Source organism: Limosilactobacillus frumenti DSM 13145, from assembly GCF_001436045.1.
GTDB lineage: Bacteria > Bacillota > Bacilli > Lactobacillales > Lactobacillaceae > Limosilactobacillus > Limosilactobacillus frumenti.
In genome coordinates, this window is record NZ_AZER01000026.1 from 1,562 (window position 1) to 19,293 (window position 17,732).

A 17,732-nucleotide genomic window follows, 5' to 3' on the forward strand; every position below is an offset into this window, starting at 1 on the left:
TTTTTTTATTATCGCGGGGTAGAGCAGTCTGGTAGCTCGTCGGGCTCATAACCCGGAGGTCGTTGGTTCAAATCCAGCCCCCGCAATTGGTCCGTTGGTCTAGTTGGTTTAGGACGCATCCCTGTCACGGATGAGATCACGAGTTCGAGTCTCGTACGGACCGTTATAAAAAGGTCGGAATCAATTGATTCCGACCTTTTTTATCTAAGTGTTAACGTAGTGGGCGATATGTTTCATCATAGTAATAATTGCTTGATTCTTGATCAGTAAACCCAATTAATGACATGAACTCATCAGTTTTCTTCCATGCCATCAAGTCATCAAAATCATTCCAGGAAGTTAATAGAACGTAAGTTGTGCTTTGATCACGATTGTCAACTTCTAAGAAGTACTTACCATTCATTAGTTTGTTGTCTGATTCAGTGATCTTTTGTAAAGAGTTATAAAGTAGTTGCTGACGATCACCGTTTACTTGAAATGATTGATAATACAAGATGCCATTGACATTACTGTTGAGACTTTCACCTAATACCCGGAAATTGACGGGGCTATTGAAAATACTGTCCTTGTTGGAAAAGTCAAACAAAGCAACCTTGTTACTGTGTGTCGAGGCTTGCATTAGTTTAAACTGACGGTCTGGGTGCTTGTTGATAATTTGCTTAAGTACCATTTGCGAGCCAAAAGTAAGACTTAACTTTGTAAGCATGTTTAATTCCCCCTTTATTTACTTCCATTATATTACATTTTGCTAATTACCGATGAAGTAACTAGCCGCTCCTTGTTAAAATTAACTTACAAAAAGTAAATAAATTTCTCTTAAGCCCTTTAACCGTTTGCGTAATCATTGTATAATTATTGTAGTGTTGATAGGACTCAATAAGGTCTAAAGGAGGCTTTACTTAATGGTTACTCTCTATACGTCTCCCAGTTGCACATCATGCCGAAAAGCAAAGGCATGGTTACAAGAACATGATATTCCTTTCAAGGAACGGAATATTTTCTCGGAACCGCTCAGTGTTCCTGAAATTAAAAATATATTGAGAATGACTGAGAATGGAACAGAAGATATCATTTCTAAACGTTCTAAAGCATACGCTCAGCTAAAAGTTAATTTGAATGAATTGCCAATGAAGAATCTTTACGAGATGATTAGTAAAAACCCTGGTTTACTGCGGCGGCCGATCATTCTTGACGATAAACGCCTTCAGGTTGGTTATAATGAAGATGAAATTCGGCGGTTCTTACCACGACGAGTTCGTGAACTTGAATTGGCGAAGGCTGAACAACAATTAGTATAGTAATTCGGTAGGCTGATTTTATATCGGCCTTTTTTTATTAGTAGTCTGCCCTTCGAATCTTGACTACGATGACTGTTTTACAAATGTCGTCGATATTTCTTTACAATATCAATAAATGCTTTAAAATAAGTCTTAATGTATAAGGAGGTGCTGGTCATGGAAATGGAACGGATTAATGAAAATACTATCCGGGTCTTAATTGATTCTGATGACCTTCAAGCACGCGGAATTCATATTTTAGACTTACTTGGTAATCATCAGCAAATTCAGGATTTCTTCTACAGTATCTTGAAGGAGGTTGACTCTGACCGGCAATTCCAAGACAATGATTCAGTGACTTTTCAAGTAATGCCGAATAATAACGGCTTAGAGCTATTCATCAGTAAAAATGACCCATTGGCAGATACGGGTCAGTCGATGGACGCCATTACCAATTACCTTCAGCATTCTAATGATCATGATCATTCTGAAGATAATGCTTCATCTGCGGAGCCAGCTAGTCATGACGAAGAACAAAGTTATGATTTTCCAGCAGAGCCATTAACTAAGGAAGTCGTAGCTGAATTTAATTCGTTTGAAGATTTAATTTCTTTCGCCAAGTTAGTTAATGATCACCAGGTTGTTAGTGAACTGTATAAATACAATCATAAGTATTACCTTAGTCTCCGCTTCCTGGTTACTGCCGAGCAAACTGAAATGGATATTAAGAACCATCTAGCTTTGGTTTACGAATATGGTAACCCAACCAGATTATCAACTTCATTTTTAGGTGAACATGGCAAGAAAATAATGGAAGTATCAGCTATTCACCTTATTCAGCATTATTTTGGTTAATTTAGATATCGAATATCAGCGGTAAGCAATCCCTAAAATTTTGCTTACTGCTTTTTTCGTAGAAATTCCTCTGACATTCGTTATTTAATAATGAAGGGGGAGTGAAAAAATGTTAGTAGCCAAAGATGGGCAACGAGAGGTTTTGGCTGAAGAAGCTTGTCGTCAAAAGCATTATTTATGTCCAGAATGCGATGCTCCAGTGATTGTTAGGAAGGGGCAAATTAATATTGCTCATTTTGCCCATGTCCACGCCAACAATTGTGCAGCTGGTATGGGTGAGACTGCTGAACACTTAACCGGTAAAAAACAAATATTTCGGTGGGCAGAGATGAGGGGATGGCAACCTCGGATGGAATATTATTGTGCATCAATTCAACAACGACCAGATGTGCTTGCTCATATCGATGGTCGACCAACTGTTTTGGAATTTCAGTGTAGTCCGCTGTCAGTTTGTCGGTTGATGGAACGGAATGATGGGTATCGGCAGCAGGGATGGCAGTATTGTTGGATATTGGGGTCACCATACCGTCGCCACTTAGGTCGTCAAAAAAGTGCGCAGTTTCTTCAGAATATCAATGGAAAATTGGTCATCCCATATTGGAATACCCAGGATTCGCAGATTGAATACCAATTGTACCCGCGTCAACATTTACGGTTGAGTGTTGCTCAAGTAAATAAACAACTGAATACTTTCCAGCAGTACAATGATGCAACGACAATTGATCTTCATCGCCAATTAAAGATGATGGGCCATTATATGCTTGATTGCCCAATTTTTTGCCATACTATTAATTATGCTCTGCCGAGTACCAAACATTTACTATTATTGTGGCGAATGAAAGTTGCAGTATATTTGATGAATGCCCCCATATTTACGTCCTGGTCGGTTCGCAAATGGGTTGCATCACTGCTCGAGCTTGGTAAGGATGAATGGACAATAACGCCGTGTTTAACAAGAAATAATTATCTCGGCCGATTGGAAATCAAGTGGCTGACACAGTTACTAATAGATGCTGGTTATCTAATGTGTGATCGTCATAATATTGTTTTATTGCGTCGCCCTAGGTGGTTTCGGAGTTGGAATGAAAAACAGATCGCATTGCGGAAAGCGTTTACTCATCACTGCTAGTTATGACATAATTAAGATGAGAGGTGATTGTAATGAGTAAACACACATGCACAACTTTCTTGGCCGGGAAGAAAGCAACTTTGGATGGTTCAACGATTGTTTGCCGGGAAGAGGACTATGGCAATGCTTTCAATCCACAACGGTTTGTTGTAGTGAAAGCTGACCAGCAACCACGCCACTATTCAAGTAAAACGACTAAGTTTGAAATTGACTTACCAGATAATCCGTTGGCTTACACTTCAACGCCTGATGCTGATCCTAGTGCCGGGGTCTTTGCTGCTGGTGGCATTAACCAAGATAATGTTTCGATGACTGGGACAGAGACGATTACTACGAATGCGCGAATGCTCAGTTGGGATCCCTACAATGAGGAATCAGGGCTAGGTGAAGAAGATCTGGTAACCATCACATTACCTTATATTCATTCTGCTCGTGAGGGGGTTCAACGAGTTGGTAACTTACTGCAAAAGTATGGGACCTATGAATCCAATGCATTGGCTTTTGGCGACCAGGATGAAGTTTGGTACTTAGAAACATTGGGTGGCCATCATTGGGCTGCAGTGCGGATTCCGGATGATGCTTATGTGATTGCTCCCAATCGCCTAAACATTGATTGTTTTGACTTCTCGTCTGATGACACTTTATGTTCTCCGGACCTGAAAGATTTTATCGACCATCATTCGATGAATCCGGAGAAGGGTAAATATAATTTGCGGAAAATCTTTGGCAGCTACACAGACACGGATTGTCATTATAATAATCCGCGAGCTTGGTACGTTCAGACGCGTTTGAGTGACAGTCATCAGGAACCGATAGACCAAGATCTGCCATTTATTAATCATGCGGACCATTTGATCAGTATTAGTGAAATTAATTCGCTGATGAGTTCTCATTTTCAGGACACTCCTTTTGACCCATACACTAATAAAGAGGCACCATTCCGGTCCATTGCCCTTAATCGTAATCTGGAATTGCACATTTTACAGATTCGGAATAATGTTCCTTCAGATCGGGCGGCAATTCACTGGTTGGCATTCGGCCCGAATACTTTCAATGTTCCAGTTCCGTTCTTTGCTAACGTGACTGATACACCGGCTGCTTATCGGGATACGGAGTCTGACTTTAATGTTAACCAGATGTACTGGTTAAATCATACAATTACCGCACTAGGGGACCGGATGTATCATCAAGCGATGCCGTTGGTTGAACAGATGACCCAAAAAGTTATGGCCAAGACACTTGCCATTCAACACCAGTTTGACCACGATCCTAGTAATGGACGCGACTTACAAGGAAAGCTGACGGAATGTAACCAACAGATGGCGACAATTGCCCAAACAGAAGCTGAAACGTTGTTAGGCAAGTTGGTTGGACTGACTTTCAAACAGGAAAGATTACAATATTAGAAAAAACGGGTTGCTTACCAAGTTAATGGCAAACAACCCGTTTAGTGGTTACTTTTGGACTATTTTTAGTAAAGAGTGGTGATAATGCTTAGCAAATTGTTGAGGTGACTGTTCATCATCTAAGTAGTTGTTATGCATTGCCGAAATGAGGGACTCATAATCGAAGTCGTTAATCAGGACCCCTTCATTTTGATCATTACTATCAAATACAACAGCAGAGGCAGTTCTCGTGACGCCCAGCTCAGCAGCAATTTGTTGGTCCTTTTGATGGGCCTCTTTAGCAAGATCTGAGTGTCGATCTTCTAGAAACATTTCAAGATCAAGCCCCGCTGATTGGGCAACAGTTTTAACGAGAGCTAAGTTATATTTATGATTCTGGCAAATTAACTCATTTTGTAATAGGAGAAGATAACGACGGCCCCGTTTGCGTCCCTGGAAGGAGGCCGCCATGTAGTCCATGATTACTTGGTTTAATATTGAAACAACTTGTTGCCGAGTTATTAGGCTATGTTGGTTTAGGTGGTACAACTGAATAGTTTGTTGAATGGTATTCATATTAAATAGTGGGATAAAACGGTAACGGATCTGCGTATTTAATTGCTGATCCATTTTAAGCACATCGTTTTCGCAACGAAAGCACCGAATCCCTAATGGATTGACAAATAAATGAATTTCGAGCATCCAACGTTTCCTCCTCAACTACATCCTCATTATCTAAGTACACATTATTTTTGCAAAAAAAGCCTCATTTGTAAAGAATAATGCCTGCAGACGTTCAAACATATTATGTGCTAGAATATAATTCGAGTTCGAAGGAGGTTCCAGTAGATGATTGAAGATTGGCAACATTTTTTGCTTCCGTATCAGCAAGCGGTTAACGAACTAAAAGTTAAACTACGGGGAATGCGTAAGCAATATCAAGAGAGTGGTCAGCATTCACCGATTGAATTTGTTACTGGGCGCGTAAAACCAGTTGATAGTATTAAGGAAAAGATGGTTCGTCGCCATGTCCAAGAAGATCGTCTGGAACAAGATATGCAGGATATTGCCGGGCTACGAATTATGTGTCAATTCGTCGAGGACATTTATCAAGTGGTTGACTTGTTACGCCAACGTAGTGATATCACTATTTTGGAAGAACGTGACTACATTAGCAATGCTAAGCCCAGTGGGTACCGTTCATATCATATTGTCATCCAGTATCCCGTTCAATTAGTTACTGGTGAAAAGAAAATCTTGGCGGAGATTCAAGTACGAACACTTGCGATGAATTTCTGGGCAACAATTGAACACTCCCTGAATTATAAATATCAGGGTGAATTTCCTGAAGAATTATCTGCCCGCCTACAAAGGGCTGCAGAGGCTGCATTTAAACTAGATAATGAAATGTCTGAAATTCGGGAAGAGATTCAAGAAGCACAGACATTATTTTCCAATCGGTCATCGAATTCTGTCAATGATCAATCGACACCTGACCGATCAACACCATCGGAGCATCAATAAGGAGTTAATATGCGCGTTGCAATTTATAACAATCAAACACCGGAATCACAACGGGTTACTAAGTTACTGAAAGCAGAAATGACCAAGGCGGGTCTTGTCTTTGACCAACAAGCTCCTAATGTCGTTGTGACGATTGGGGGTGATGGAACTTTGCTGTCTGCTTTCCATCACTACGAAGCATTATTAGACCGTATTCGCTTTGTTGGTATTCACACCGGTCATTTGGGATTTTATACGGATTGGCGTAACTACGAAATTGATGACCTTGTTGACAGCCTTGTGAATGACAGTGGCCAGTCTGTCAGTTATCCGTTATTGGATATGCATGCGATTTATTCGGATGGTTCCATCGACCATTACACGGCATTAAATGAGTCTACCCTTCGTAATATTACTAAGACCATGGTTTGCAATGTTTATATTAATAATGAATTGTTTGAAACTTTTCGGGGCGACGGCCTCTGTATTTCCACACCCACGGGGTCGACTGCTTATAACAAGTCCGTGGGTGGGGCAATTATGGATCCTCACAGCATTGGCTTTCAGTTGGCCGAAATGGCGTCGTTAAATAATCGGGTCTTTCGAACTTTGGGTTCCCCAATTGTCTTTGGAGCTAATGCAAAATTACTGTTACGGCTGAAAGATGAAAATGGTCATCTGATGACTTGTGACCGGGAACAAGTAAAAATCCAACATCGTCCTGGTGAACGCCACTTGGTTGAAATTAGTTATCAGGTTGCTAAAAAGCAAATCAATTTTGCTCAGTACCGGCACAACAACTTTTGGCACCGTGTTCGTGATGCATTTATCGGTGGGGCCCAAAATGAAATTTAGTTGGCGATATGAGGGACCAGCGGATCGTAAACTCAGGTCAGTCCTAAAAAGTTTTGGTGTAACCTCCTCATTAATTAAAGTGGCTGTTTATCACGGTGGCAGAATGCAGATCAATGGAGAGGATAAATGGACAGTCGACCTGGTCCATCCAGGGGACGAAGTGAGTCTCTTTTTGCCTCCAGAACAACCTAATGATCACATCAATGCTAGTGAACAGCCTATTCAGATTGTATATGAGGATGATGATTTTCTGATTCTCAACAAGCCAGCCGGGGTGGCGACCGTTCCTGCCCACCATGTGGTTACAGCAGACAGTCTGGTCAACCGGGTGAAGGGATACTATTTAAGACAACATTACGAGAATTTGGTGACTCATGTTGCAACGCGATTGGATAAGAATACGAGTGGTTTAGTAGTTTTCCCTAAGCATCGCTTTGCCCATGCTGTGCTTGATCGTCAATTGAAGCGGCATCAAGTTAAGAAAAACTATTTAGCCATTGTTGATGGTCAACTGAGGGTTCAGCACGGTTATATTGATGCCCCAATTGACCGGGACCCCGTTACTTTTGTTCAACGGACGGTCATTGCTTCTGGTAAACCGTCTGCAACTGAATACTGGTTACAAGCAGTAAGTCATGGCTGCTCACTTGTCAAAATTCGGTTGCATACTGGGCGGACTCACCAGATTCGGGTTCATTTTAAGTATTTGGGCCATCCCCTCGTTGGTGACCAAATGTATGGTGGACCTAACGAAATGAAGCGTCAGGCATTGCACTGTTATTGGATGCAATTTTATAGTCCATTTAAAGATCAACTAATTACTGTGTCGGCACCATTGCCTGAAGACATGCAACAGTTTATTGACTGTCATTTTAACGAAAAAAAAGACTGAGAATTTTTTCTCAGTCTTTTTTAGTATTGTTATTAGCTACTAGAACCGTTGAACACAGACCGGTTCAGGGCAGTGAACATCTTTTTGAAGCATGGTCAACTTACCAGTTTCAGCATCACGCTTGTAGAGCGTCAAGTTATCTGAGTTTTGGTTGGATGCTAACAAGTATGACTCATCAGCACTGAGGTTGAAGTCCCGCGGGAAGTCACCTTCAGTGGAAATGGATTGAATATGCTTGACAGTGAAGTCAGGTTGAATTTCAAAGACTGCTATCGTATTTTCGCCCCGGTTGGAAGTGTAGATAAACTTTCCGTCTGAGGAGAGGCGAATAGCAGCGGCACCATTATGACTCGTCCAATCTGCAGGAATGGTTTTAATAGTTTGTACATGACTAAATGTGCCGTCGTTGGCGTTGTACTTCAGAACTTCCAGTTTACTGCTGAGTTCGCCAAGTAAGTAGGCGTACTTGCCATTTGGATGGAAGGCAATGTGGCGGGAACCAAAGCCGTCTTCAGACTTGTAACGAGAAACAGCGGTTAACTTGCCATCGTCAGAAACATTGTAGACAACGACAAGATCCATCCCCAAGTCACACACAACTAAACGCTTGTCAGGAGTAAGGTCGGCAAAGTGAACGTGTGGGCTGTCTTGTTCAGGTTGTGGACCAGTTGCGCCTTGGTGGAGAACAGAATCAGTTTGGGTTAAAGTGTGGTCAGGGTTAATCCGGAAGACATCAACCTTAGCAGTGTGGTAGTTAGCACTGTATAGCAGGTGACGTTCTTCATCCAAGCCAACGTATGCAGGAGGAGCACCAGCTGCTAAGACCTTGCTTAACATTTTGGCGTTGTCGTCTTTAAGGGAGTATGAAGCAACCCCACCTTGGTCATCAATTTGCTTAACGGCATAGACAGTCTTGTCAGAACCGACTTGTAAGTAAGCTGGCTTCTGGGAAGGGATGGCTAATTCAACCTTGGTAATCTTACCGGCGTCGTCATCTAGGGTAACCTTATACATTCCTTTGCTATCTTTTTTAGTATAGGTACCAATCAAAAATTGTTCAGTCAAAATGAACAGCCTCCTTTGAAAATGCTTACTTATATGATAACAATTCACATGCACTAATTCTAGCTATGATACACTGTTAATTAGAAATTATCGAAGGAGAATGAATATTGAAGAAAATTGAACGGGCCCAACAATTTGTGAACGACCATATGAAGCTTTTCCGATGTCCTGTCTGTCATGCTAGTCTTGAAAAGATTGTTGGAACTAGTGTAATCTGTCACAATCATCATGTTATTGACTTCAATAAACATGGTTATCTGCACTTGCTTAATAACAACGGTGGGACTGAATATGATCGGCAGATGTTTGTTGACCGTCGTCAATTATTGTCCGCAGGTTTATTTAAACCGATCATTCAAAAAATAGCTGCTGACTTTCCTAAAAAGGCTCTTCGGATTCTTGATGTTGGTACTGGCGAGGGAACCCCACTCATGCAGTTGGCAGAACAGCGTTGTCAGCAGGAGGATACAATGGTTGGCTTTGATATTGCTAAGGCTGGTATTCAATTAGCAACTCAACTGCCGTTTGGCGGTTTTTTCTGCATTGCTGATTTACGTAACCTGCCATTTGCGAATGATAGTTTTGGCATTGTCATGGAACTATTTTCGCCGTCTGACTATCAAGAGTTTGAGCGGGTCATTGCCCCTAATGGGGAACTGATTAAGATTATTCCCAATGCTAATTACTTAATTGAACTACGTCACTTGTTATATGGGCAGGATGACCGTCATTACCACTATGACAACCAGCGAGTATTGGACCTCTTTCGTCAACACTATCCGATGGCCACTGTAACCCCAGTTAAGTATCGATTTGCGGTACCGAATGGGATGCAAAGAGCATTAATCGGCATGACGCCCTTACATTGGGGAAAGGGGGTTGCCAAATTGAGTGAGGATGACCTTCAACAAATCACTGCTGTCACAGTAGATATCAGTATTTTACGAGCAAAAATTTCATAAAAAGATTGTCAATTCAGTTTAAAAGTGCTAAAGTACTTTATGAGAAATCGTTTGACAATTGACATCGAACAGTGTCGTTGGTAATTGTCAAAGAGTACTTCACTAAAGCAGCGTTTCGCCGTGCCAACACCGAGACCCTGCTTTTTTTATTTGTTTAAGGAGAATTAATGGCTATGACTAATCATATTGTCTTGTTTGAACCACTGTTTCCGGCTAATACTGGTAACATTGCCCGGACCTGTGCGGGAACAAATACGGAATTACATTTGATTAAACCATTGGGCTTTTCAACGGATGATAAGCACATGAAGCGCGCCGGCCTGGATTACTGGGATAAGGTCAAAATTACTTATCATGATGATCTGCAACAATTTGTGTCGACTGTTCCAGACTTGTCCAAGCTTTATCTTGTGTCAAAGTTTGCCCGTCGTGACTATACTGATGTTGATTACACAGTACCTGGCGACCACTATTTTTTGTTTGGTAAAGAAACAACTGGGCTGCCGGAAGAGTTTATGCGGCGCTATCCAGATAACGCCATTCGTATTCCACAAAATGACAATAATATTCGAGCACTCAATTTGTCGAATAGTGCCGCAATAGTGATATATGAAGCCCTCCGACAACAGAGCTTCCCCAATCTTGCCCGCGTCCACACTTATCATTTTGATAAGCTCAAATAGTGAGGTGAAAGAATTTTGGCACAACGTAAGAAAACTACGCGGAAGCGTCGCCGCTCAAGTAAAACTAAACAGCAACACCGCTTAGTTGATAACTTACTAGGAATAATTGTTAGCCTAGTAATGCTCGTTGGGCTTTTTAAGCTTGGTGCACTGGGGATGTTCGTCCTTAACTGCTTTAAACTGCTTGTCGGTGAATCCGCCGATGTCGCCATGGTATTCGTCCTTTTATTAGGCCTTTGTTTTACGTTCTACGCCCGATGGCCCCGTTTAAAATGGCGGTGGGTGGTCGGTGGACTGATTACTTATGCAGGAGCCTTAATCTGGCTTCATGCACTCATGTTTCGTCACCTGAATTTGCATGCTAATTACACGGCAGTAACCTGGAATCATTTGAGTAAAATGCTGTTTAATGGTGATGCCAGTACCGCTGTCGGCGGTGGAATGCTGGGCGCTTATTTATATAGTGGTTCCACCGCACTAGTCAGTCAGACTGGTAGTATGTACCTGGCATGGATTCTGATTGTGGTGGGCATTATCATTTTCTTCTCTTTGCCATGGCGTTCATTCTTGATTATGGTTGGTCAATGGCTACAAAAGGTTCCGGTATTAATCAACCACATGAAGGAGCGGACATCAGGTCTTCAGTTGCAAACGAAGCCAACAACTCTTCCTCATCATGAGCCAACGATTAACACACCAGTGGCTAGCTCGTCACCGGCCTCGCCCAATACGCCGGCACAATCAGCAGGCCAAGAGCCGAATATTCAGGTTGCTACTGCTAGTGAGGTCCCATCTAGTAACAACTCATCATCACTTGAACAGGCTGATTCTGCAGGGGCGGATAACGATGACGAACCGGCTCTTGAACTGGCTACTGATTCATCGGTAGATGATGATTATCAGTTGCCACCGCTCAGCTTACTAACAAAGGTCCCAGCAACAGACCAGCAGGCGGATCTCAATTCAATTAAAACCAATACGAAGAAATTACAGGACACTTTAAAATCATTTGGCGTGGATGCCACCGTAGAAAACGTTAATTTGGGACCATCTGTTACTAAGTATGAACTGCGTCCCGCTGTAGGGGTAAAGGTGAGCCGGATTACCCACCTTGCTGATGATTTGGCCCTCGCCTTGGCTGCCAAAGATATTCGAATTGAGGCACCAATTCCTGGTAAATCATTAATTGGGATTGAGGTGCCAAATCAAACCATCGCGACGGTTGGCTTCCGCGACATGATTGAAGCGATGCCCAAAGATGATCATCCAATGAATGTTCCACTTGGCCGGACCGTTACGGGTGGCGTCATGATGGCGGACTTAACCAAAATGCCCCACTTGCTAATTGCGGGGGCCACTGGTTCAGGTAAGTCGGTAGCCATTAATGTAATTATCACCAGTATTTTGATGAAGGCCAAGCCTCATCAGGTCAAGTTCCTGATGATTGATCCAAAGAAGGTGGAGTTAAGCGTTTATAATGGTATTCCTCATTTACTGAGTCCAGTAGTTTCTGACCCAAAGAAAGCTGCCCGGGCCCTTGGCAAGGTTGTTGCTGAAATGGAAAGACGTTATGAACTGTTTGCTAAGTTTGGGATTCGTAATATTAAGGGTTACAACCAACTCGTTCAAAAAAACAACACTGATTCTTCTAAGGATCCACAACCTTCATTACCATTAATCCTAGTGATTGTGGATGAATTGTCCGATTTGATGATGACTGTTTCGCATGACGTTGAAGATGCAATTGTTCGCATTGCCCAGATGGGTCGTGCGGCAGGAATTCATATGATTTTGGCCACTCAGCGACCATCAGTCGATGTTATTACTGGCCTGATTAAGGCTAATGTGCCATCCAGAATTGCTTTCGCTGTATCAAGCGGGGTGGATTCACGAACTATTATCGACACAAATGGAGCAGAGAAACTTCTTGGACGTGGTGACATGCTCTTTGAACCGATTGATAAAAATAAACCTGTTCGGGTACAGGGAGCTTTTATTTCAGACCATGATGTGGAAGCAGTTGTTGACTTTATTAAGAAGGAACGGCCTGCTGAATATGACCAGACAATGGTAGTCACTGATCATGAAATGGAACAAGAAGAACAGGCTGAAGATCAAGATGCGCTTTTCGATGATGCCTTAGCCTTTGTGGTGGATCAGCAAAAGGCATCGACCTCATTGATCCAACGCCGGTTCCGGATCGGTTATAATCGGGCTGCTCGTATCATTGATGATATGGAACAACGTGGCTATATTGGGCCAGCTAATGGTTCGAAGCCACGTGAGGTATACAAACAAAAAGATGACAATCAACAATAAAATAACGGGATCCTGGCGAAGTGTAAGCCAGAATCCCGTTTATTATTGATATTGAATATTTTACATGATGCCTAATGAAGCAACAGCTCCAAAAATTAAGGAACCAAGCATTGCAATGAGCATTAACCAAATTGCAATCATGGTAATCTTTTGAAAGCGCGTTTTCTTTTTCCGTTGCATACATTTACCGCCTTTCGAATAACTAAGTACTAGTAGTTTAACTCTTTTTGAGGAGAATTCAAACAGCGGGCGGTAGCTGTGGTAGACTGAACTTTAAACATTGTGAAGGGATTTAGCCATGAATTATCAACAAACGGTACTACAAGTTTTAATATTAATTGGGTTATTTTTGATTGAAAAACTAGCCCACCGTGTCTTCCGTCATTATTGGTCTGAAAAAGCCCGCCATGTCTGGTGGTTATGGACAATTGTGTTGTGGTTCTTTATCTGCCGGAATTTTGCTAGTCTTTATTGGTGTGCTTATCCAGTTGCTATTTGGATGGTGTGGGCCATCCTATTAGTTATTCTTCAGGCGAGCCATAATCATGAGTTTATCTATCGTCGTTATTGGCCAGTCTTTTGGCGTCTGTCAGCATGGTACGCTTTAATTGTGTTTATTGTTTCCCAATTTGCCGTTCATTTACCAGTTATTTAGCTATGCTGATCGGTCCAGATACTTGTTGATATTATAATAAAAATTGTATTAAAAGACTAAGTTGTCCACTAATTTGTGGTAATTTAGTCTTTTTTCTTTTTCCTAGCAATAAATGTCCAGAGAATATGGTAGAAAGTGGGGGATTGTGGTAGACTTTACCTATGATGTGGTTGAAGGGGGGATATAAGTTATGTTCATGGGCGAATTTAAGCATTCGATTGATGCTAAAGGACGACTTATTATCCCCGCTAAGTTTCGCGATCAGTTAGATGGTCACTTTATTGTCACCCGGGGACTGGATGGGTGCTTATTTGGTTACCCTATGGCTGAATGGCAGCAAATGGAAGAAAAGCTCAAAACATTACCCTTAACTAAACGGGATGCGCGGGCTTTTGTTCGGTTCCTCTATTCAGCTGCCACTGAGTGTGATATCGATAAGCAAGGGCGTATTAATATTCCCGATACTTTGTGTGCCCATGCTGATCTGACAAAGAAATGCGTGGTCGTCGGTGTTTCAAACCGAATTGAAATTTGGTCAGAAGATCGGTGGCAGCAATTCACTTCAACCACGGCCAATGATTTTGATGAAATTGCTGAAGATTTGAACATTGAATTTTAAATGAAGGAGTTGTAATCAGAATGGCAGAATTTAAGCATACAACGGTATTACTTAATGAAGCCGTCGCTGGATTACAAGTCCATGAAAATGGTACATATGTCGATGCTACCTTGGGTGGTGGTGGTCATACATCATTAATTTTACAGACGATGGGCAATACTGGATCGGGACACTTGTATTCATTTGACCAAGACCGGACAGCAATTGATTATAATCAACAGCATCTGAAGAACGCAATTGATGATGGTCGTTTAACATTAGTAGAAGATAACTTCCGTCACCTTACTACAGCGTTAGCAAAACACAATGTGAAGAACATTGATGGAATTGTTTACGACTTGGGGGTATCCTCGCCACAGTTTGATGATGCTCAGCGTGGCTTTAGTTATCGGCTTGATGCACCACTGGATATGCGGATGAATCAAGATCAGAAATTGTCGGCAATGCAGGTAGTTAACGAGTGGCCCTATGAAAAGCTTGTGCGGATCCTGTACCGGTATGGTGAGGAACATTTTGCTAAGCAGATTGCTCGAAAGATTGAGCGGCGGCGTCAAGATCAGCCAATTAAAACGACTTTTCAATTAGTTGAAGTCATCAAGGAAGCAATTCCAGCTGCGGCACGTCGGCATGGTGGTCATCCTGCTAAAAAGACGTTTCAAGCGATTCGAATTGCTGTTAATGATGAGCTGGGAGCTTTGGAAGAGTCACTGGAACAAGCCTTCCAGCTGTTGAACGTTAGCGGCCGGATAAGTGTGATTACTTTTCAATCTCTAGAAGATCGATTGGTAAAGACAATGTTCCGTGAACAGACATCGATGGATGAGTTGCCACCCGGCCTACCAGTCATTCCAGAAGGGATGAAGCCTAAGTTTAAATTAGTAAATAAAAAGCCCATTCTTCCAAGTAAAGCGGAATTGGCAGTTAATCATCGGGCGCATAGTGCAAAACTAAGAATAATTGAAAAAATAAAGTAGAAATTTTAGGGGAAAGTGATTAATATGGTTTCAAATGCTGCAAAAAAGATTTCAAGGGAACGTCCATACACGACGGATCCTCGTCAGCAGGCCCATCAACAATTGGGCCCCGCTGCCCGGACTGTTTCGTGGTCAAAGTTTGAACGTTCTTTAGTGACCGTGTGCAGTATCGTGACCGTCTTTATGATGATTTCATTGCTTTCAACTAAAAACACAATGAATACTCGTCAACATCAATTACAAGATTTGCAATCGCAAATTGCGCAAGTTAAAAATAATAACACAAGTCAAAAACAAGCAATTGCTGAAATGACAAGTCAATCACAACTGAAATCAGCTGCAAAGAAGTATGGACTGGCGGATCATAATTCAAGCGTAAGGAACGTTAATAAATAATGAATAACAAGTCTCAACGAACGAAAAATAGAGGTATTAACAACAACCGGGAAACCTTCGGAAAATGGCTTTTCTTAATTGTTGTCGCAATGTTTACCCTATTTATCGTTCGTTTTGCTTATATTGCAATTACTAAGGACGTTCAGCATGTTAATTTGAAGTCACAAGCAGAGCAGATTTACACACAGCGCCGGACTGTGTTAGCACGGCGCGGCAATATTTATGCTGCCAATGGAACGGTATTAGCGACTGATACAAATCGCTACACAATTTATGCGGTCCTCGATAAGAGTCAACGATCTTCGAGTGGGAAGCCGCTATATGTGAAAGACAAAAAACACACGGCAACTGTTCTTGCTAGGTACCTTAAGATTCCCCGCAAGCAAATCCTCAAAACGCTATCTAAGAAGGGTCAGTCTTACCAGGTCGAATTTGGTAGCGCTGGTGCTAACCTGTCTGTCGCTAAAATGCAACAAATTAAGGCTCAGAAATTGCCTGGGATCGGCTTCATAGCCACTCCGGCACGGAGTTATCCGGAAGGTGAGTTTGCTTCCCAAATTATTGGTTTGGCCGCTCCAAAGGTAACTGATAAGAGTACCGGTCAGATGACATTGGTTGGCCAACTTGGATTAGAAAACTACTTTAACAAACGCTTAACTGGTAAAAACGGTTTACGGCAAGATAAACGTGATGTATATGGTTACCGTCTAGCCAATAGTAACCACATCTTAAAGCCGGCCGTTAATGGTGATAATGTTCACACTACGATTGATTCAAAAGTTCAACACATTGTTGAAAATAAGCTTTCAAAGGTTTATACGGATTCTAAAGCGGAATCGATGACTGCTGTTGTAATGGATGCCAAAACGGGGAAGATTCTAGCAGCTAGTCAACGACCAACACTACGTTCGAAAAAGAATCCTATTTGGCGGAATATGCTTGTCCAAGATGTATATGAACCTGGTTCACCAATGAAAGTATTTGCACTAAGCGCCGCAATCGACTCAGGACACTTTGACCCGAATGCAACATATAATTCTGGAACATGGGCCCTGGGTGGTGGCAAAGTAACTGACTGGCAATCAACTGGTTGGGGAACAATTACCTATAAGGATGCTTTTGATCTTTCTAGTAATGTTGGTTTTGCCCATGTCGAGCAAAACATGGGAGCAGCAACCTGGAAAAAATACTTAACTCGTTTTGGGATGTTCAACAAGGTTAATGTTGAGGGCATGAATGGCGAGGTTAGTGGATATAGTGCGTTTAAAGGAATCCTCCAGCAGGCTAACACAGCGTTTGGCCAAGGGATTACTGTGAACGTTATGCAAATGATGCAGGGGTTCAGTGCTGTTGCGAACAACGGTAAAATGATGAAGCCTTACATCATTGAAAAGATCACCGATAAATCTGGTAAGACTATTCAAAAAGCGAAACCAAAAGAAGTTGGTCAACCAATTAAAGCATCTACTGCTAAAAAAGTGGTTAACATGATGCAGGGAGTTGTTTATGATCAAAAGGGATTAGGCCACGATTTCCAAATTAAGGGATATAAGATTGCCGGTAAGACGGGGACTGCCCAAATCGGTGGTGCCGGTGGGTACTCTAACGGTGATAGTAATTACCTTTACTCATTCGTGGGTATTGCACCAGCAAATCATCCCCGGTATGTCATGTACGTAACTTTGCGGAAACCGCATAATTTGTCTAAACCGGCCACTAAACTGATGGCAGAAGTATTTAACCCGACGATGAAGTTTGTTTTATCCCGTAATCATCGGCACATCAAGAGTGGCTTGGTTAAGGTACCAAACGTTGTCGGCCAGGATAGTAAGGCAGCCAATGATAAGCTGAATAAACTTCACTTATCTGTCATTACGATTGGCTCTGGAAAACGGGTATTATCGCAATCCTTGCAACCTGATACGAAAGCAGTTATCAATCAAAAGATAATTGTTAACACCGGTGGTGAATACAAGATGCCAGATATTTCTAACTGGAGTTCTTCTGATGTTCACCAGTTAGCAGACGTTCTTCATTTAAAATTAAAGGAAAGTGGCACCGGTTATGTTGCCAAGCAGAGTATCAATGCTAATGACAAAATTAAACCAAATACGACCCTAACTGTTCACTACACGAGTCGTCAATAATAATTAGGAGGATAAT

General features: G+C 41.9%; 19 protein-coding genes and 2 tRNA genes. 17 read left to right on the plus strand and 4 right to left on the minus strand.

Annotated elements, in window-relative coordinates; all coding sequences use genetic code 11:
* Positions 1–12: 12 nt before the first annotated feature.
* Both FD27_RS08310 and FD27_RS08315 read left to right on the plus strand, forming a co-directional pair.
* A tRNA-Met gene (locus FD27_RS08310) sits at positions 13–86 on the plus strand.
* 2 nt (positions 87–88) lie between these two features.
* Positions 89–163 (plus strand) — tRNA-Asp (locus FD27_RS08315).
* 48 nt (positions 164–211) lie between these two features.
* On the opposite strand, the gene FD27_RS08320 is transcribed toward FD27_RS08315, so the two are convergent.
* The gene (locus FD27_RS08320) at positions 212–706 is read right to left on the minus strand and encodes a hypothetical protein (RefSeq protein WP_057752575.1); all 495 of its coding nucleotides are present in this window, start codon (positions 704–706) and stop codon (positions 212–214) included.
* 196 nt (positions 707–902) lie between these two features.
* Between FD27_RS08320 and spxA the strand changes: the two genes are divergently transcribed.
* The 4 genes from spxA to FD27_RS08340 all read left to right on the plus strand — a co-directional run bounded on the left by spxA (position 903) and on the right by FD27_RS08340 (position 4,667).
* Entirely contained in the window at positions 903–1,298 is a 396-nt protein-coding gene (spxA, locus tag FD27_RS08325) for a transcriptional regulator SpxA (protein ID WP_057752578.1), read from the plus strand.
* Positions 1,299–1,454: 156 nt separating this feature from the next.
* Positions 1,455–2,132 carry an adaptor protein MecA gene (locus tag FD27_RS08330; protein WP_057752581.1) on the plus strand — a complete coding sequence of 226 codons (678 nt, stop codon included), beginning with the start codon at positions 1,455–1,457 and terminating at the stop codon, positions 2,130–2,132.
* 109 nt (positions 2,133–2,241) lie between these two features.
* Positions 2,242–3,261, plus strand: a complete 1,020-nt coding sequence (locus FD27_RS08335; RefSeq protein WP_057752584.1) for a competence protein CoiA — start codon at positions 2,242–2,244, stop codon at positions 3,259–3,261.
* 32 nt (positions 3,262–3,293) lie between these two features.
* Positions 3,294–4,667, plus strand: a complete 1,374-nt coding sequence (locus FD27_RS08340; protein WP_057752586.1) for a C69 family dipeptidase — start codon at positions 3,294–3,296, stop codon at positions 4,665–4,667.
* A 48-nt stretch (positions 4,668–4,715) separates the two neighbouring features.
* On the opposite strand, the gene FD27_RS08345 is transcribed toward FD27_RS08340, so the two are convergent.
* Complete coding sequence (locus FD27_RS08345; protein WP_057752589.1) at positions 4,716–5,348, minus strand: DsbA family protein; 633 nt, start codon at positions 5,346–5,348, stop codon at positions 4,716–4,718.
* Between the two features lie 147 nt (positions 5,349–5,495).
* Here FD27_RS08345 and yjbM point away from each other — a divergent pair, with 147 nt between their 5' ends.
* From yjbM to FD27_RS08360, 3 genes are read left to right on the plus strand one after another with little or no spacing between them, the layout of a single operon-like run.
* The gene (yjbM, locus tag FD27_RS08350; protein WP_057752592.1) at positions 5,496–6,170 is read left to right on the plus strand and encodes a GTP diphosphokinase; all 675 of its coding nucleotides are present in this window, start codon (positions 5,496–5,498) and stop codon (positions 6,168–6,170) included.
* Positions 6,171–6,179: 9 nt separating this feature from the next.
* Positions 6,180–7,004: an NAD kinase gene (locus FD27_RS08355; protein WP_057752597.1), complete on the plus strand. Its 825-nt coding sequence runs from the start codon at positions 6,180–6,182 to the stop codon at positions 7,002–7,004.
* Positions 6,994–7,896, plus strand: coding sequence for an RluA family pseudouridine synthase (locus FD27_RS08360; protein WP_057752600.1), 903 nt, complete (start codon positions 6,994–6,996; stop codon positions 7,894–7,896). The genes FD27_RS08355 and FD27_RS08360 overlap by 11 nt, the downstream gene beginning before the upstream one ends.
* 39 nt (positions 7,897–7,935) lie before the next feature.
* Here the strand turns inward: FD27_RS08360 and FD27_RS08365 are convergent, their stop codons facing one another.
* A complete protein-coding gene (locus FD27_RS08365; protein WP_057752602.1) occupies positions 7,936–8,961 on the minus strand; it encodes a lactonase family protein in 1,026 nt (341 codons plus the stop codon).
* A gap of 107 nt (positions 8,962–9,068) precedes the next feature.
* Here FD27_RS08365 and FD27_RS08370 point away from each other — a divergent pair, with 107 nt between their 5' ends.
* The 3 genes from FD27_RS08370 to FD27_RS08380 all read left to right on the plus strand — a co-directional run bounded on the left by FD27_RS08370 (position 9,069) and on the right by FD27_RS08380 (position 12,925).
* A complete protein-coding gene (locus FD27_RS08370; protein WP_057752605.1) occupies positions 9,069–9,923 on the plus strand; it encodes a methyltransferase domain-containing protein in 855 nt (284 codons plus the stop codon).
* 173 nt (positions 9,924–10,096) lie between these two features.
* Complete coding sequence (locus FD27_RS08375; RefSeq protein WP_057752608.1) at positions 10,097–10,606, plus strand: tRNA (cytidine(34)-2'-O)-methyltransferase; 510 nt, start codon at positions 10,097–10,099, stop codon at positions 10,604–10,606.
* Between the two features lie 15 nt (positions 10,607–10,621).
* Positions 10,622–12,925: an FtsK/SpoIIIE family DNA translocase gene (locus FD27_RS08380; protein WP_057752611.1), complete on the plus strand. Its 2,304-nt coding sequence runs from the start codon at positions 10,622–10,624 to the stop codon at positions 12,923–12,925.
* Positions 12,926–12,985: 60 nt separating this feature from the next.
* Here FD27_RS08380 and FD27_RS08650 read toward each other — a convergent pair whose 3' ends face one another.
* Positions 12,986–13,105: a DUF4044 domain-containing protein gene (locus FD27_RS08650; protein WP_083482724.1), complete on the minus strand. Its 120-nt coding sequence runs from the start codon at positions 13,103–13,105 to the stop codon at positions 12,986–12,988.
* 118 nt (positions 13,106–13,223) lie between these two features.
* On the opposite strand from FD27_RS08650, the gene FD27_RS08385 reads away from it, so the two are divergent.
* From FD27_RS08385 to FD27_RS08405, 5 genes are all read left to right on the plus strand, one after another.
* Positions 13,224–13,580 carry a hypothetical protein gene (locus FD27_RS08385; RefSeq protein ID WP_057752614.1) on the plus strand — a complete coding sequence of 119 codons (357 nt, stop codon included), beginning with the start codon at positions 13,224–13,226 and terminating at the stop codon, positions 13,578–13,580.
* Positions 13,581–13,770: 190 nt separating this feature from the next.
* Positions 13,771–14,199 carry a division/cell wall cluster transcriptional repressor MraZ gene (gene mraZ, locus FD27_RS08390; protein ID WP_057752616.1) on the plus strand — a complete coding sequence of 143 codons (429 nt, stop codon included), beginning with the start codon at positions 13,771–13,773 and terminating at the stop codon, positions 14,197–14,199.
* Between the two features lie 20 nt (positions 14,200–14,219).
* Positions 14,220–15,173 carry a 16S rRNA (cytosine(1402)-N(4))-methyltransferase RsmH gene (gene rsmH, locus FD27_RS08395; RefSeq protein WP_057752619.1) on the plus strand — a complete coding sequence of 318 codons (954 nt, stop codon included), beginning with the start codon at positions 14,220–14,222 and terminating at the stop codon, positions 15,171–15,173.
* 24 nt (positions 15,174–15,197) lie between these two features.
* Positions 15,198–15,569: a cell division protein FtsL gene (ftsL2, locus tag FD27_RS08400; RefSeq protein WP_057752622.1), complete on the plus strand. Its 372-nt coding sequence runs from the start codon at positions 15,198–15,200 to the stop codon at positions 15,567–15,569.
* On the plus strand, positions 15,569–17,716 hold the full coding sequence (locus FD27_RS08405) for a penicillin-binding protein (protein ID WP_057752624.1): 2,148 nt from the start codon (positions 15,569–15,571) through the stop codon (positions 17,714–17,716). The genes ftsL2 and FD27_RS08405 overlap by 1 nt, the downstream gene beginning before the upstream one ends.
* Positions 17,717–17,732: the final 16 nt, after the last annotated feature.

What these genes read in the sequence shown, in the direction of transcription:
- FD27_RS08320 (WP_057752575.1), bottom strand. Translation starts at nt 706, where the DNA reads ATGCTTACAAAGTTAAGTCTTACTTTTGGCTCGCAAATGGTACTTAAG.
- spxA (WP_057752578.1), top strand. Translation starts at nt 903, where the DNA reads ATGGTTACTCTCTATACGTCTCCCAGTTGCACATCATGCCGAAAAGCA.
- FD27_RS08330 (WP_057752581.1), top strand. Translation starts at nt 1,455, where the DNA reads ATGGAAATGGAACGGATTAATGAAAATACTATCCGGGTCTTAATTGAT.
- FD27_RS08335 (WP_057752584.1), top strand. Translation starts at nt 2,242, where the DNA reads ATGTTAGTAGCCAAAGATGGGCAACGAGAGGTTTTGGCTGAAGAAGCT.
- FD27_RS08340 (WP_057752586.1), top strand. Translation starts at nt 3,294, where the DNA reads ATGAGTAAACACACATGCACAACTTTCTTGGCCGGGAAGAAAGCAACT.
- FD27_RS08345 (WP_057752589.1), bottom strand. Translation starts at nt 5,348, where the DNA reads ATGCTCGAAATTCATTTATTTGTCAATCCATTAGGGATTCGGTGCTTT.
- yjbM (WP_057752592.1), top strand. Translation starts at nt 5,496, where the DNA reads ATGATTGAAGATTGGCAACATTTTTTGCTTCCGTATCAGCAAGCGGTT.
- FD27_RS08355 (WP_057752597.1), top strand. Translation starts at nt 6,180, where the DNA reads ATGCGCGTTGCAATTTATAACAATCAAACACCGGAATCACAACGGGTT.
- FD27_RS08360 (WP_057752600.1), top strand. Translation starts at nt 6,994, where the DNA reads ATGAAATTTAGTTGGCGATATGAGGGACCAGCGGATCGTAAACTCAGG.
- FD27_RS08375 (WP_057752608.1), top strand. Translation starts at nt 10,097, where the DNA reads ATGACTAATCATATTGTCTTGTTTGAACCACTGTTTCCGGCTAATACT.
- FD27_RS08650 (WP_083482724.1), bottom strand. Translation starts at nt 13,105, where the DNA reads ATGCAACGGAAAAAGAAAACGCGCTTTCAAAAGATTACCATGATTGCA.
- FD27_RS08385 (WP_057752614.1), top strand. Translation starts at nt 13,224, where the DNA reads ATGAATTATCAACAAACGGTACTACAAGTTTTAATATTAATTGGGTTA.
- mraZ (WP_057752616.1), top strand. Translation starts at nt 13,771, where the DNA reads ATGTTCATGGGCGAATTTAAGCATTCGATTGATGCTAAAGGACGACTT.
- rsmH (WP_057752619.1), top strand. Translation starts at nt 14,220, where the DNA reads ATGGCAGAATTTAAGCATACAACGGTATTACTTAATGAAGCCGTCGCT.
- ftsL2 (WP_057752622.1), top strand. Translation starts at nt 15,198, where the DNA reads ATGGTTTCAAATGCTGCAAAAAAGATTTCAAGGGAACGTCCATACACG.
- FD27_RS08405 (WP_057752624.1), top strand. Translation starts at nt 15,569, where the DNA reads ATGAATAACAAGTCTCAACGAACGAAAAATAGAGGTATTAACAACAAC.